Annotated in this window: 13 protein-coding genes; 1 reads left to right on the forward strand and 12 read right to left on the reverse strand. The window is 32.4% G+C overall.

What is annotated here, in order from left to right:
• The 6 genes from BN350_RS18970 to BN350_RS10070 all read right to left on the reverse strand — a co-directional run.
• Positions 1-2,041: ribonucleoside-diphosphate reductase subunit alpha (locus BN350_RS18970; RefSeq protein WP_044600259.1), on the reverse strand; the 2,041-nt coding region annotated here is incomplete at its 3' end.
• Between the two features lie 80 nt (positions 2,042-2,121).
• Entirely contained in the window at positions 2,122-3,039 is a 918-nt protein-coding gene (locus tag BN350_RS10050) for a DUF6179 domain-containing protein (protein ID WP_028043481.1), read from the reverse strand.
• A complete protein-coding gene (locus BN350_RS10055) occupies positions 3,026-3,487 on the reverse strand; it encodes a DUF6323 family protein (RefSeq protein ID WP_028043482.1) in 462 nt (153 codons plus the stop codon). Before BN350_RS10055 ends, BN350_RS10050 begins: the two co-directional genes overlap by 14 nt.
• 200 nt (positions 3,488-3,687) lie before the next feature.
• The gene (locus BN350_RS10060; protein WP_081652894.1) at positions 3,688-7,191 is read right to left on the reverse strand and encodes an Ig-like domain-containing protein; all 3,504 of its coding nucleotides are present in this window, start codon (positions 7,189-7,191) and stop codon (positions 3,688-3,690) included.
• A 79-nt stretch (positions 7,192-7,270) separates the two neighbouring features.
• Positions 7,271-7,444 carry a hypothetical protein gene (locus tag BN350_RS20640; protein WP_155849101.1) on the reverse strand — a complete coding sequence of 58 codons (174 nt, stop codon included), beginning with the start codon at positions 7,442-7,444 and terminating at the stop codon, positions 7,271-7,273.
• A gap of 243 nt (positions 7,445-7,687) precedes the next feature.
• Positions 7,688-8,122: an AraC family transcriptional regulator gene (locus BN350_RS10070; protein ID WP_028043484.1), complete on the reverse strand. Its 435-nt coding sequence runs from the start codon at positions 8,120-8,122 to the stop codon at positions 7,688-7,690.
• Between the two features lie 188 nt (positions 8,123-8,310).
• On the opposite strand from BN350_RS10070, the gene BN350_RS10075 reads away from it, so the two are divergent.
• Entirely contained in the window at positions 8,311-9,192 is an 882-nt protein-coding gene (locus BN350_RS10075) for an NAD-dependent epimerase/dehydratase family protein (protein WP_028043485.1), read from the forward strand.
• 113 nt (positions 9,193-9,305) lie between these two features.
• Here the strand turns inward: BN350_RS10075 and BN350_RS10080 are convergent, their stop codons facing one another.
• The 6 genes from BN350_RS10080 to BN350_RS10105 all read right to left on the reverse strand — a co-directional run bounded on the left by BN350_RS10080 (position 9,306) and on the right by BN350_RS10105 (position 15,642).
• Entirely contained in the window at positions 9,306-9,905 is a 600-nt protein-coding gene (locus BN350_RS10080; RefSeq protein WP_028043486.1) for a nucleotidyltransferase family protein, read from the reverse strand.
• Positions 9,902-12,196: a xanthine dehydrogenase family protein molybdopterin-binding subunit gene (locus tag BN350_RS10085; protein ID WP_028043487.1), complete on the reverse strand. Its 2,295-nt coding sequence runs from the start codon at positions 12,194-12,196 to the stop codon at positions 9,902-9,904. Before BN350_RS10085 ends, BN350_RS10080 begins: the two co-directional genes overlap by 4 nt.
• A complete protein-coding gene (locus tag BN350_RS10090; protein WP_028043488.1) occupies positions 12,196-12,666 on the reverse strand; it encodes a (2Fe-2S)-binding protein in 471 nt (156 codons plus the stop codon). Before BN350_RS10090 ends, BN350_RS10085 begins: the two co-directional genes overlap by 1 nt.
• On the reverse strand, positions 12,663-13,460 hold the full coding sequence (locus tag BN350_RS10095; RefSeq protein WP_028043489.1) for an FAD binding domain-containing protein: 798 nt from the start codon (positions 13,458-13,460) through the stop codon (positions 12,663-12,665). Before BN350_RS10095 ends, BN350_RS10090 begins: the two co-directional genes overlap by 4 nt.
• Before the next feature lie 87 nt (positions 13,461-13,547).
• A complete protein-coding gene (locus BN350_RS10100; RefSeq protein ID WP_028043490.1) occupies positions 13,548-14,225 on the reverse strand; it encodes a hypothetical protein in 678 nt (225 codons plus the stop codon).
• Positions 14,226-14,232: 7 nt separating this feature from the next.
• Positions 14,233-15,642 (reverse strand): uracil-xanthine permease family protein, encoded by a 1,410-nt coding sequence (locus tag BN350_RS10105; RefSeq protein ID WP_028043491.1) that lies wholly within the window; start codon positions 15,640-15,642, stop codon positions 14,233-14,235.
• Positions 15,643-15,656: the final 14 nt, after the last annotated feature.

The raw sequence follows: 15,656 nt of genomic DNA on the forward strand, positions 1-15,656 counted from the left end.
ATCCTGTATCAAAATCACTGCCATCAAAATAATCATATTTCCCTTTTTCTTTAGCAAGAGCACACGATGCTTCTAATGCATAATAATTGATTTTCTCATAGAGTTGGTCAACAAACTCTAAATGTTCATGACTTTCAAAAGTCATGCCTAATTTCACTAACATATGATGATAGCCACTTGTTCCAAGTCCTACTGGACGATATTTTTGATTTGTTATTTTTGCATAAGGTACAGGATAATAATTTAAATCAATCACATTATCTAATGCTCTCATGACAACATGTATAATATGCTGTAACTCTTTATCATTTGTCACATCAATATGTCCTAGTGTTAAAGAGGCTAAATTACAAACCACAAAATCTCCTGGTTTGGTTTTTTCAACAACAATTGTTTCTCCATTGATTTGTACTTCTTCATGTGGCAAGATTTCCATAACACTCATATTTTGAGCAATTTCACTACAAAGATTGCTACAATAAATCATTCCTTGATGAGCATTAGGATTCATACGATTCACATGATCACGATTAAAAGCAAATGGTGTCCCAGTTTCTACGAGAGATTTAATAATCAATCTAATGATATCCTTAACTGACATCACACGTTTAGAAATGCGTTTATCATCTACGCATTCATAATATTTTCTTTCCCATTCTTCACCATATGTATCTTCAAGATAGTATCCCTTCACTTCATAAATTTCATGGGGACACATCATATACCATGATGCATCTAAATCGCATTTTGCCAATTTCCAAAATAAATCTGGATAACAGACAGCAGGGAAAATATCATGAGCCTTCATACGATCATCACCATTATTTGTACGAATCTGTAAAAATTCTGGTAAATCACGATGCCAAGCATCTAAATAAACGGCTGCTGCTCCTTGACGCACACCTAATTGATCAACTGCAGTTGCTGTATCATTGACTAATTTTAACCAACGAATCACACCTCCAGCAGCCCCTTTAAACCCTCTAATACTGCTTCCATTGGCGCGAACTTTTCCAAAATAAAGTCCCATTCCACCACCATGCTTAGAAACCTTTGCAAAATTATCCAAACTCTTATAAATACCCGCTAATGAATCATCAACAGTATCAATAAAACATGAACTCATCTGATGAAATGGTTTTCTAGCATTTGACATTGTGGGCGTCGCCATTGTGACTTTCAATGTACTTAAAATATCATAAATTTCTTTTGCCCATTTGACTTTCTCTTTTTCCTTCATCGCCAAATGCATAGCTATTCCCATAAACATTTCTTGTGGTTTTTCTAAGATATCTCTATTTCTATCTTGAATCAAATAACGCTTCATAATTAATTCTAAACCACTATATGTAAAAACTTCATTTCTTTCATCTTGCATATAACTTTCTAATTCTTGAATATCTTTATGAGAATAATGTTCTAAGATGTAATCACCATAATAATTCTCTTTAGTTAAATAAACCAATTTATCATAAAAAGAATGAATATCCATAGTTTCCATCTTTTCATCTATTCTTTGATGAATATCATAAGTTAAGAATCTTGCTGAAATCTTTTCCCATTCAGGAGCATCTTTACTGATCAGTTCTACACTTGCTTTCATTAACATCTTAAAAGCATCATGCTGATTCATACCTACTTTATAAAATGTTTTTAATTTTATCAATAACAATTGTAGAGAATATTCAGCTTGAGGATAGTCTTTTTGTATTTTTATGAAAAGAGATTCTATGCTATCATCACTTAACATCTGCATAAGTTCATCAATAACAATTCTTAAATGATGATGCTTTTCACGATAAAGAATATAAGCCTTTGCAACTTGTAAATAGCCATGTCGCATTAAGGCCTCTTCTACTTTATCCTGAATATATTCAACACTGGTTTTCTCTTGAATCTGATTTTCAACATCATTTAAAATATTTTCTAAATGTTGTTGATTTATTGTTTCGTGTATTCCCTTAAATGCTTTTATAATCGCATTCTTAATTTTATGTCTATCATAATCCTGATAAAGACCATTTCTTTTTTGTATTAACATTTCATCCACATCCTTCAATGCATTCTAACATATCTTAAAAAGAGTCTTCCACTCATATGCTTGAAATAAACACAGATATCTTAAAATGCACAAGCAACTGCTTTTTTTAGAGTATGAAATTGGTTATGTTGTTGTAAATAAGAAACCAGATCATTTAATATATATGTAAAATAAATCAATATCTCTTGTTGATGATGAGTTTCTAAACTCTTGATCAATATTTGAAGTTGTCTATATAAGACATCATAAAGTTCTTTTGAAGAATAAGATGATAAAACTTGATAAAGTTGATTGATTTCTTCTTGATTTTGAAATAACAAATCTTGATCAAAACCTATTAAACTTTTCATTAAAAGTTGGTTCATAAAAAGCAACGAAATATTATCAATTATTCCATCATTATAGAAACAATAGCCCTTTAAGACCTTTTCAATATCACTTTGTTGAAAACAATTTAAGAAATCATGTTCTATTTCTAAATAATGAACATATTCAATCAATCTTTCTAAACCAACTTGTTTGAAAGGATGACACGTTGGATAATCCAAAGTTAAAACAATATCCTGACTACAATAATCAAAGTTATAAACATCAAAGAAAGCCGTTAATCCTTTTGTTATTGTTTCTTGATAAATATCTAAAGATATATTTAATTTATGACTTTGTAATTCTTGAACTTGTAAATAGAGATTATGAACCTGTTGTAATAAGTGATAATGACTCTGTTTATAGACCTCAACGATATCCTGAGTCTCAAGCATCTCTATCATATCTTTCATATCCATATTTCGCATATAAAAAGATAAAGTATAGAGAATAGAATCCATTAGACTTTGAGCTCTTTCTTTAGATATTGATGAATCTCCACCTGTATATCTTCTCATCTTTTCCATGAAAACTTCTATCATGCCTTGAGTCATTTTATCTTTGAGTTCAATTGGTAGAAACTCTGAATCTAACAATTCTTCAAATGAAATGATTTTCTTAGATATCTCCATATGCTAACCCCTCATAAATATCATTTCTACTATTTAAATCGTCCATTAATGTATCCAACTGTTCCTCTGATAAATAATATAACGACCCTTGACAACACCCATCAAATGCCAGCTTCATATAATGAATAATCTCTTTATCAGTTAAATAATCTTCAGTTGCATCTCGATAATAATAGAAAATTTCTAAAAGTTGATTGATTGTTTCTACATAGTTATATTTATGAATAAATAAACTATCACAAAACTCATTGATGATTTGTTGTAAGATTGTTGAATGAAATTCTACCCTCCCAACATCTTGTAAAACTTTATGTTGCATTTCTAATAAACCTTCAACATCTTGTGGTGTGAGAGTCAATCCATACTGTATCGACAGCTCATTACACTTCATAATCTGATTGATTTCTTCCTCTTTTTTAACAACTTGTAACTGCATAATTTTATCCATATATTTTCCTCCCTTATACTTAATACACCTATTATATGAAAATGACAAGACTTGAAAAAACAGCCATTTTGTGGTATGATAAAGGTACAAATGAAGACAAATATATAAAATATATTCAAGCAACACTTAAATAAAGAGTTGTTTTTTTATTTTCATCATTCAACAGAAAAAGGGATAGTTTCATTCTATCCCAAAATAGATCAATTATATTTTTTGTGTTTGAATATCATACACATAATTAACAATGAAGATATTGCTAACATAAGAATAAGATAATTTATAGATGTTGCATCATCTGATATAACTATATCATAATTATTTTTTTGATTCATAATATTTTTATCAGCTATGCCATCTCCGTTTGTATCAATATTGTAATCTGCAATGAAGTCACCATTCACATCTATATTTATATCTGGTTTCCCATCGCCATCTATATCAATATTGATGTCTGCTTTACCATCACCATCTACATCTATATTGATATCTGCTTTTCCATCACCATCCACATCTATATTAATATCAGATTTGCCATCACCATTTATATCTATATTAATATTTGTGATATTAAACTGTGTTTCTAATGATGATTCATAATTTCCATTTCCTTTAATAACAACTGTTGCTACTCCAACATTCACATTATTCTTATATTCTACAGTATAATCGACACCTTCTATAAGAAGTTTATCACCATCTTTTACAACTATAGGTGGCTTGATTTCACTTCCTGTATATGGATGATTTGGTATTTTTTCTACTGTTAATTTCTCATCATTATTATTTAATTTTTTTGGTAATATAGATGCTTCATCTTTCACATCTATATATGATGTTTTCTCACCATTTGGTTGTTCAAAATAATATTTCTTTGCAAGTTCTTCACTTAATAATATCTTTGCTTGAGCATCAACATATTTACCGACATCTTTTTTTGGAAAAGTAGCAATAATTTCAATATTATTTATAAAATCTTGGAGATCTTCTTTTGCTATTCCTAAAAGTTTCAGAGTTTGATAATCTATTGATGCACTACGATTTCCATCATAATATTTATCCAATATATCAAGCCACTCACAAGTCAATTTTTTCTTTCCTGCATGCACTGTAATATTTTGTGTTGCATCATTATATGCTCCATTTCCTGGTCTTGTCACAGTGATGACTGCTTCTCCTGGCCCTACAATATGGACATTTCCATCTTTATCTACTCTTAAAACATCTTCATTTGATGAACTGTAGATTGGTTTATTATCTGTATCTCCACCCTCAAGTTTGAGATGAAAGTCATCTCCATAAATCTTATCTAATATATCCCCAGGTGCTACAACTCTATTTTCTGACATATCAGTTACCTTAATTGGTGTTCCACCTTTATTTATATCCCCTTGATTGACGGGTGTCACTTGAATCTTTTCTGAATCTACCTTGCTTTCCTTATAGTTTGTTCCTCCTAAATATTCTACAGTGATAACCTGTTCTCCATTCTTACTATATTTCCCTCCATCATCTGTTGGTGTCCATTTCATAATTGCCATGCTTTGTTCAAACCCAGCCCCATTAGAATTTGGGGCTTTGACTAATTCTACTGGATCTCCATATTTCTCACCATTGATATAAAATTGTACTTTTCCAGTTGGTGCCTTACATGTTAAAGCTTCCTTGTTATTGGGAGAAACATAGGCAGTCAATTCTATTTCTTGATCTGCAGCAATTTCATTCTTACTTCTCTTCACCTCTGTATTAATGATACTATCTGCTTTCACAATTTCAGCGTATTTGTAATAAGCACGATGGCCCCAAAAACTATCTTTAAAACCTATAGAATTTGCATATTCTGTTGAAGTGATAATAAGTTGATATTTCCCTACATTGGCATTTGTACCTGATATAATTTCCTCTGAGCCAGACGGTTCAAGTGTCTCACTGTCTAACAATTGTGATTGAATAGACATTTTACTGATATCTGTTAACTGTCCATTTGTTGGTATAGGAACATTTATACCTCCAGCAATGGCGGAATTTAAGAAATTGTGTTGTTGCTGGGCAGTAAAACTTAATCCATCATATCTCTTATAAAGACGATCAGATTCATTAATAATTGAATTATCTACAGAAAATGTCACATATTGCTTTAAGATAGAATCTTGCTTAGCATCAGTAACAAAGAATGAATCCATTGGAATTTCCTTACCATCACTACCTTTAATTCCTAAATCCACACGTACTTCTGTTGCTGATCCACTTTCAGGAAGCCAAAAATATAGTCCACCTTTTTCATCTGTGTATGATGGCATTCCATAATTTGTTTCTACACCATTGATAGACATTTTCATACTGTCTACAAGAGTATCAGGAAGATTGTAACCTTTCAAATCAATTTTAGTCATAAAAACCTTAGTTGTCATTTCCAAATTACCCCAAGCATAAGTATCACCATTATTTTTACCTTGAAATTTACCTGGGCCAGAGAGACGGATTGAACCACCAGTAACAATAACATCACCTCCCAATCCACCAATATCATAAAAACCTGATTTGGAAACTGGTAATAATGTTCCTCCAGTGATTTTGATTGTCTTTCCTATATTCGTACTTTGACATCCTTGTCCAAAAGCATTACTATGTGTGAATCCTTCTGCTCTTAGATATCCTCCATTTATATTCATGTCCCCTGCAATTGTTGACTTTGGGGTTTTACATAATATAGCATCTGTCAAAGTATATGTCACTGATTTATTTGACATACCACCACAATATGTACATCCTCCACCAAATCCAGCACCATGGAATGATCCATAAGCTTCTATATTTCCACCATTAACAGTTGTTATTGTTCCACCACCAGCATGTCCCCCACCTATTCCAGCACCAGCTCCATAAGTCTGGTCATTAGGTCCATATGCTCGAGCTATAATCTGTCCACCATTAAATGTCATATTTCCGCTATTTTCAATTGCTGCTCCACCAATTGCAGATGCACGATAACCACCATTAACTATAAGCTGACCCGGATTTGAACTATCTAGTATTGTTAAACGATCACCTTTTTGTACTTTGGTACCATCCATTAAGGTTACATCTCTTGAAACCCTCCCTTGTTCTGGAGCAACAAAATTTCCATTAATATCTACATTTCTACGTTCATCATCTATAGTTAGAGACGATCCTTCTCCACATCGCAATCCTGGCAAATGAGCAGTTGCATTTGTTGTTGCCTGTAACGAATTATGGCTTCCATCAGCCAATGTCAGATGTAAAGATGTTGGATTTCCTATATTGGTTGGAATATTTACTGGAAGACTACCATTAATATTAACATTATTAAATGTCAAGTCTGCATGATTGCCTGGTTCAATATATATTCCCGATGTTGTTGTTTGAGATGTTGATAGAGTTAATGGAGTGGATGTCTTAATTATTAATGCTTTCACAACAAGATTTTTGATACCACCACTTTTAGGAATATCCTTATCAGTAACTGCACTTTCATTAATACCATATCCTTGTATATAATATGTGACATCTCCATATTCATAATCAATACCATAGGTACCACCAGTCACAATAAAATCACCTATATTATTCTGATTGGCAGCTTTAATACCATACTTCGTTACGTATGTAATAGAAATTGCAACAACGACAAATATAATAAATGATAATTTTTTATAGTGCTGTAATAAGTTATACTTCAATCTCATGATTCATTAACTGTATGTTACTTACTTTTAGCAGATATAAGTTTCATACTTTTCCTTTCACTAATATATTTATAAATCTTTATAAAATAAATATTGGTCCATCTCTACTTTTATAAATACTAAAATCTATAAAAGCAAAGTCTTTGATATGATAATCAAAGAATGTTTTTGTCGTTTTAAAAAAAATTGCAATGAATACATTCCAAACGAAACATAGAAATTGTTTCACCTTTTTAAAATACTTATTAATCATATCATTCTCCTTTCCTCGTACTTCAAAGTAGACAAAAAAAGAGCAGAGAATTATCTTCTCTGCCTTATGGTTTTAACAAATTCTATTTGATTTATTTATGATTTTAGCATATATAAATAGTCTTTTAAAGTCTACTATTACGAACTTTTATTAACGCTTTCATTATAACATAGTTTTAGAATTATTTGTATTATTTTGGAAAAAATTGATTCTAACACATCTTTTTTATTAATACAATTTATATTATTTAAGTGGAATACAGAATTCACACAAATGATTCTTGATTTTGTTCATAGCATAGCGTTCAAGAATTGGTTTCTTTTCATCAATTGATAGATTTTCTGCCAGCTTTGGAATTTGAATCCAAAAATCCTGGACACCTTGAGCAGTATGAGGTACTTCAAATATTGCATATTTTCCATCATCAATTAATCGACTTGGCAAAATATCATTTTCAGTTTCATCAACAATAAGACCTACATCATATCGCAACTGATCAGCAGGAACAATTTGAGGATTATCTAATGCAATCCCTAAAATAACTGATTGATCATTTAATAAATGATTATCTTTTAGAAACTGTTTAAAAGTCTCCATTAACTCTTTATTTTTGAGTCCATATTCACCAACATGACGCATATAAATCATAGTCACATTCTTAAATTCTTCAATTTTCATAATCTTATTCTCCTATTCTTCATAGTTGATGTCGACTTCAACATAATCATCGTAAATCCTATTCAAATGATTTTCAAGAAAATTTTTAAAAAATATTGATATATATACCATATACATTGAATTGATTGCTTATAAATGATTATCCAATTATAATATATATATCTTATGAAAATCTAAGGAGAATAATTATGAATGTATTGGTTTTTGGAGGTACACGTTATTTTGGTGTTCATTTAGTCAACAAATTAATTAAGAAAGGATATCATATCACAATTGCTACAAGAGGAATGACACCTGACTCTTTTGGAACAAGTGTAGAAAGAATACATGTAGATCGTTATGATACCAATCAATTAAAAGATATATTTAAGGATAAAGAATTTGATATTGTTTATGATAATCTAGCGTACTCATCTCAGGATATTGAAACTCTTTTCAATTCTTTACATTGTCATCGTTATATCCTAACATCATCAAATGCGGTTTATCCTTTTCAATTAAATACAAAGGAAGATGATTTCATAGCAGCTCATCATGTTTTAAAAATGGGTGTAAGGAGTTCATTTTCTTATGATGAAGGGAAACGTCAGGCTGAAAGTGCTATCGTCCAGTTACATCCACAACAGAAAACAACAAGAGTTCGTTTTCCAGTTGTATTAGGAAGAGATGACTATACAAAACGTTTGTATTTTTATGTTGAACATATTTTCAAAGGTGTTCCTATGTATATAGATGAATTCACAACATCATTCAATTTCATATCCTCGCATGATGCTGGTGCTTTTTTGGCTTATTTAAGTGATAAAGATATATTTGAAGCCATAAATGCATGTAGCCCACAGTCCATAACATTACAAGAAATTTTCGATTATATTGAAGACCATACTGGTAAAAAAGCTATAATAACATCTGATGGAGATAAGGCACCATTTAATGATATACAGTCACATAGTTTAAATGTAAAAAAAGCTCAAGATACCGGTTTTCATTTCACTCCATTATCTGATTGGTTATTCCCGCTTATTGACTTTTATATTTGCCAGATATCAAAAGATGAACATAATATTTAAAAGTATTTTTACAATGACTATCCAACATAGCTCTATATGAGGAATGGACAAAAACTCATTTCTGTTCCTTACTATAAAGCTTTTTTTATGAAAAAGGCATAAGTTAAATGAACTTATACCTCATTATTTTTGATATCCTGAAGATAATCATAATCATAAAGTTCTCTTTTCTCTATAACAGGAACTTTTAGACATACACTTGAATATTTATCAATAATCTTTCTTCCGCCCTCATCACCTGTTAAATTCATCAATTCATTATAAAGTTGACAATGAAACATAGTTGGATTACCAACTTGCTGTTGATATTTAACAGTTCCTAATAAAGCATGATTATTGATTATAAGATTAACCATAGCTTTAATAGTTGATGATTGAATATAAGGCTGATCAGCAACCAAAAATAAGAAATAACAATCTTTATCATGATTATATTTTTGAATTCCAGCTTGAATGGAATATGATAAACCCAAATGACTTTTTTCACTCTTTATTGAATACAAACGAGGACATGATAATTCTTTGATATACTCAATAATTTCATCATATTGAGTCACAACATCTAAAGTATAATTGTCATTTTTTTCTAAGAGTTCTCGTAATTGTTTCAACCCATATTGATATAATGGTAAACCATGAAATGAATAAAGTAATTTATTAGAACCAAAGCGACGGCTATTACCCGCCGCTAAATAAATCATATGAATTTTCATAACTCTTCTGGTAAACTCATTAAGATTTTTTCAGGAGTCATTGGTAAATCTCTTTGCCATACCCCTGTCGCATTATAAATCGCATGAGCAATGGCAGGAGATGGTGTATTAATAACAATTTCACCAATTGACTTTGCACCAAAAGGTCCAGTCTCTTCATAACTGCTTTCAAAATCCACACGTAATTTTCCCATATCTAAACGAGATGGAATCTTATATTGCATGAATGAATTTTCAGCAATTGCTCCTTTATCACTATATTGAACATTTTCATAAAGAGCCATACCTATCCCTTGAACAATTCCCCCTTCTGTTTGAACACGTGCAAGATTGGTATTAATGACTGTCCCACAGTCAACGACTGCAACATAATCTAAGATTTCAACTTGTCCTGTTTCTTTATCTAATTCAATTTCAACCATTCCTACCATAAATGGTGGTGGAGAAACTGGTGATGAATGGGAAACTGTAACTTGTGTAGATATATTGTTTCCACACATTGATTTTGTTGCAATATCACTTAAAGATACAGATTTTTGACCAACTAATGTTTCAATACCTTGCCCCGTAAACTCAACCTCAGATTTTACACAATCCAACATCTGAGCACCTATCTCACATAAATGATCTTTTAATTCTAGACAAGCTTTTTCAACAGCTTTTCCAGTGACATATGTTGTACTTGAAGCATAAGAACCTGAGTCATATGGTGAAGCATCAGAATCTGCCCCAAAGACAATCACATTATCAACATCACACTCTAAACATTCAGCAGCCATTTGAGCAAGAATTGTATCACAACCGGTTCCCATATCTGCTGCCCCAATTGTTAATGCATAAAAACCATCATCATTTAATTTAATCGTTGCTGAACCAACATCAACACCAGAAATTCCTGAACCCTGCATAGCCATGGCAACACCACCACTACGGATCTTCCCATCTGGCATTATTCTTGGTTTTGATTTATTTTCCCAATCAAATAATTCTTCAGCACGTTCCATGCAGCGATTCAAAGCACAACTCTTAGCCACTTCATGATAATAAGCAGACATTTCCTGTCCTTCTTTCACCATATTGGTTTTACGAATAGCAACTGCATCTATTCCTAGACGAGAGGCTAGTTCATTAACGGCAGATTCGACTGCAAAGATGCCTTGAGTTGCACCATAACCACGATAAGCTCCAGCTGCCTGACAATTGGTATAAACAACATCATAGGCAAAACGGAAAGCTTCTAAATGATGATTATATAATGGAATCGATTTATGTCCTGATAATCCAACTGTTGTTGGACCATGTTCACCAAAAGCACCTGTATTTGATAATGTATACACATCAATAGCACGAATGGTTCCATCCTTCATAGCACCAATACGTACTGTCACTTCCATCTCATGGCGAGGTGAGGCAGCAATTTGAGTTTCTGTACGTGAGTATATCATCTTTGATGGTTTCTTTGTCATCCAAGTCACAAAGGCTGGATAAACTTCAGCAACCACTGTTTGTTTTGCTCCAAACCCGCCACCAATTCTTGGCTTTTCAACATGAATTTGAGATTTAGGAATATCTAACGCATGAGCTAAAATACGGCGGACATGGAAAATAATCTGAGTTGAACTCACAACATGTAATCGACCAAAAGGATCAATTTCACAATATGTTCTAAAAGTTTCCATCATGGCCTGTTGATTCGCACGAGTATGATAGGTTCTTTCAATCACTTCATCACATGATGAAAAAACATTTTCCAAATTACCTTCTATTGTTTCATCACAAGCACAAAGATTTCTCTGATTATCTGCACCTACAGGACATAAAGCTTTCCAATTGTCCTCTGGATGAACCAAAATATCATTGTCTTTAGCTACGTGCATATCTAAAACAGGTTCTAATACCTGATATTTCACCTGAATAAGTTTCATAGCCTGATCAATTGCTTTTTCATTTGTTCCTGCAATAATTGCAACAGCATCACCCACAAAGCGAACTCTTTGATCTAATATCAAACGATCATAGGGACTAGGCTCAGGATAAGTTTGACCAGCCATAGTAAATCTTTTCTGTGGAACATCTTTATATGTATAAATGACTTCAATCCCATCTACTTTTTTTGCATTTTCAGTATTAATATTCTCAATTAAAGCATGCGCATGAGGAGAACGTAAAACTTTTACCAATAAGCAATCTATTGGTGTGATGTCATCTACATAGGCAGGTTTACCTAACAATAAATTCATAGCATCTTTTTTACGAACAGGCTTGTTCACCTGCTGGAAAGTTTTTTTCATCATGAATTCTCCTTTCCTTGTTCAAGATAAGCGATATATGCTTTCATACCTCGCAATTGTCCCTCATATCCTGAACAACGACATAAGTTTCCTGCTAAATAATCAAGAATTTCTTCATCACTAGGATGAGCATTTTCTTTTAATAAAGCGATCGCATTCATCATCATACCTGGGTTACAAAATCCACACTGCTCAGCTCCCTGATCAGCTATAAATTCAGCCAAGCCCTGTGCTTCCTTTTGTAATCCTTCCAATGTAACAATACAGTGACCATTCATTCTGGCAGCCAATACACTACATGAAAGAATCGGTTTTTCATCAGCCAAGACAGTACATAAACCACAGTTACTTGTATCACATCCACGTTTGACACTAAAACACCCCTGAGAGCGTAAAAAATCAATCAATAACATATCTGGTTCAATAAGTGCTTCAATATCTTTTCCGTTTAAATTTATTTTAACGTTCATGATTTTTTCTCCTCTCTCAATTGTTGAAATGCACGCCTAATTAAAACCTTACTGATACGACGACGATAATCTGCACTTCCTCTTAAATTTGAACCAAATACTGCTTTTTGAGCTATGTCATTAGCCAATGCTTCGATACTTTCATCACTTAAAGATGAATCTAAAAGATGATTTTCATCTTTAAAAGTTACAGCCTTTAAAGGACGAGCACCAATTGTACATGTATAATCAGAATTAATCTGACTCACTGCACATGTTAAAACAGGAAAATCTGTTTTGGTATTGCGTTGTGACATGTAAACAACATGAAGAGGTGATTTTTTAATAATAATTCTCACTAAAACATCTGGAGTTGGACGCATATTGGCAAATTCCTGAATAGGAATAATCCCACCATGATAAAGTTCTACATAAGCATCTAATGCCATAAACATTGTTAAGACATCAGAAAAACCATAACGACCAAATAAACTTCCTCCAACAGTTGCAAGATTTCTAAACTGAACACCAACAATATGACGAACACTTTCTTTCATGGCACCATATGTATAATCATTAAGTAAATGATCTTGTTCAAGTTGACGCAATGTGACCATTGCTCCAACATGAATTTCATTTTCTTTCTCTACAATAGTGTCCAATCCCAAATCACAAAGATCAATAGCTGTTTCAACACTACGATTTTGCATCTTTAACCAAAGCATACCACCAATAATAATATTTTTTCGATCTTGACAAAGTTCATAGGCTTCTTCAAGACTTTGAACTTTAACATAATTTTTGATATCAAGCAAGACAATCCCTCCTTTTCTATTTTATAAATCAATGATTTATATCATGATTCAAGATGTAAAATGACGAAAATCCATTTCTATTTAAAATCATCTCATAACAAATGCATAAGAGGATTTTCTATCTAATAATTGTTCTCCATAAGAAGTTCTTTTATAAACTTTACCATCTTTGCATTCATATGAAATTTTATGAACTCTTTTTTCTGAATAACCATAAGGAATCCAGTTCCATTTAATAATTTGTGCTTTTTGAATTATCAATTCATGTTCATTATTTACAATTCCCTCAGGTTCAAAAATGATGAGATGTTCTCCCTCTCTAAATAGAATTTCTAGCAGATGATCATGAAATGAACAGTCTATAACTCCATGAAAATTATCACCAGGTCTACCAAATGGCTCCCCATAAAAACTTAAGAACCCACCGTTACTTTTCAATTCAAACAAATCATCTTCTTGTTCTCGATATTTTGGATTTAACATTTTTCTTATGATTTGAGTTGCTTCCTCCAAAGCATTTAAATAGGTCTTTTTTAACAATATTTGTTTCCCATTGATATCAAGTCTATATTGGTTTTTATCATTCACTACGACGTCCCCTATCTTTTCACATCCAAGTAAAATAGAACAAGGTGTAACAGGCCCATACCCATATTCACATTCTAAATATATTTTTCTCTTACATTGAGGACAAAATACGATAAAATTGGCTTCTGATTGATATGTCGATATTTCATTACAATACTGACATTCTATTGTTTTCATGTTCATTTTATATTTTATTAACGTCTTTATCTTTTGGTAAACAAATATTTAAAAGAATTGCAACCAATGCTGCTGGAACGATTCCAGACCCACCAAAGATCATTTGAACAGCTTGTGGTAACCCAGCTAAAACAGCACTATTTGCTCCTAATCCATAACCTAATCCTAAAGCAACAGAGACAATTGTCATATTGCGTGCATCTAATGGTTCCTTAGTAATTAATTGAATACCACTCATCACAATTGATGAGAACATAATCACTGCTGCACCACCAAGTACACTTTGAGGCATAATTGAAATCAAAGCAGCTAATTTAGGGAATAGTCCACATAAAATCAAGAAAATAGCCCCACATGCTAAGGCAAAGCGATTGACAATCTTAGTCATTGTTACCAGACCAACATTTTGACTAAATGAAGTATTTGGTAATACACCAAAGACTGCTGCAAGTGAAGAACCAATTCCATCACAAATGACACCACCAGATAACTCTTGATCAGTCGCTTCACGGCCCATACCACCTTCAATAACTCCTGAGATATCGCCAACTGTTTCAACAGCTGTCACAATAAACATAATTAAAACGGGTAAAATCGCACGTAAATCAAACACAGGAGTCACTGGCATTAATTCCGGAATTGCAAACCATTTGGCTTGTGCCACAGCATCCCAGTTAATAACCCATGATTTTGTAAATTCAACACCTTCAGCAGTGACACCAGTCGTTGATAAAAACATCGCCATCACACTACAAATGATATAACCACAAATAATCCCTATCAAAATGCAAGATGAACTCATCATTCCTTTTGTTGCATGTTTTAAAACTAAAATAATCACTAATACAGCTAATGCTACACATAAATTTTCTAAAGAACCATAATCCTTTGCTGTACTTCCACCACCAAAAGAACCAACACCAACACTAATCAATGAAAGTCCAATTGATAAAACAACTGTTCCTGTAACAACAGCAGGAAAGAAACGGCGTAATGGTTTTAATAAAAAACCCAACACTCCCTCAAATAATCCACCAATTAAAGAAGCTCCCATAATGGCAGCATATCCTAAGATACCGCCACCCATCACTTTTGCAACACTTTGAAAAACACCAATAAATCCAGAACTTGTTCCCATAATAATAGGGACTTTTCCACCCATTGGTCCAATTGCAAACAACTGAATCAGAGTCACAACACCAGCAATTAACATCGCATTTTGCAACAATGAAACTTGAATAGCCGCAAATTGTTCTGCATCACTCATGGCAGCACAAGCACTTGTTATAATTAAAATCGGTGTTAAATTTCCAACAAACATAGCCAAAACATGTTGTAATCCTAATGGTATTGCCTGTTTTAAAGGAATCTTTCCTTCAAAATCATAAGGCGATGTATATTCTTCATTTTTATTCATATATATGTATCCTT

Source organism: Candidatus Stoquefichus massiliensis AP9 (assembly GCF_000455285.1).
GTDB classification, from domain to species: Bacteria; Bacillota_I; Bacilli_A; order Erysipelotrichales; family Coprobacillaceae; genus Stoquefichus; species Stoquefichus massiliensis.

Bases quoted from the DNA above. Each gene is read 5' to 3' on its own strand.
- BN350_RS10050 (WP_028043481.1), bottom strand. From the start codon at position 3,039: ATGGAGATATCTAAGAAAATCATTTCATTTGAAGAATTGTTAGATTCA.
- BN350_RS10055 (WP_028043482.1), bottom strand. From the start codon at position 3,487: ATGGATAAAATTATGCAGTTACAAGTTGTTAAAAAAGAGGAAGAAATC.
- BN350_RS10060 (WP_081652894.1), bottom strand. From the start codon at position 7,191: ATGAGATTGAAGTATAACTTATTACAGCACTATAAAAAATTATCATTT.
- BN350_RS20640 (WP_155849101.1), bottom strand. From the start codon at position 7,444: ATGATTAATAAGTATTTTAAAAAGGTGAAACAATTTCTATGTTTCGTT.
- BN350_RS10070 (WP_028043484.1), bottom strand. From the start codon at position 8,122: ATGAAAATTGAAGAATTTAAGAATGTGACTATGATTTATATGCGTCAT.
- BN350_RS10075 (WP_028043485.1), top strand. From the start codon at position 8,311: ATGAATGTATTGGTTTTTGGAGGTACACGTTATTTTGGTGTTCATTTA.
- BN350_RS10080 (WP_028043486.1), bottom strand. From the start codon at position 9,905: ATGAAAATTCATATGATTTATTTAGCGGCGGGTAATAGCCGTCGCTTT.
- BN350_RS10085 (WP_028043487.1), bottom strand. From the start codon at position 12,196: ATGAAAAAAACTTTCCAGCAGGTGAACAAGCCTGTTCGTAAAAAAGAT.
- BN350_RS10090 (WP_028043488.1), bottom strand. From the start codon at position 12,666: ATGAACGTTAAAATAAATTTAAACGGAAAAGATATTGAAGCACTTATT.
- BN350_RS10100 (WP_028043490.1), bottom strand. From the start codon at position 14,225: ATGAAAACAATAGAATGTCAGTATTGTAATGAAATATCGACATATCAA.
- BN350_RS10105 (WP_028043491.1), bottom strand. From the start codon at position 15,642: ATGAATAAAAATGAAGAATATACATCGCCTTATGATTTTGAAGGAAAG.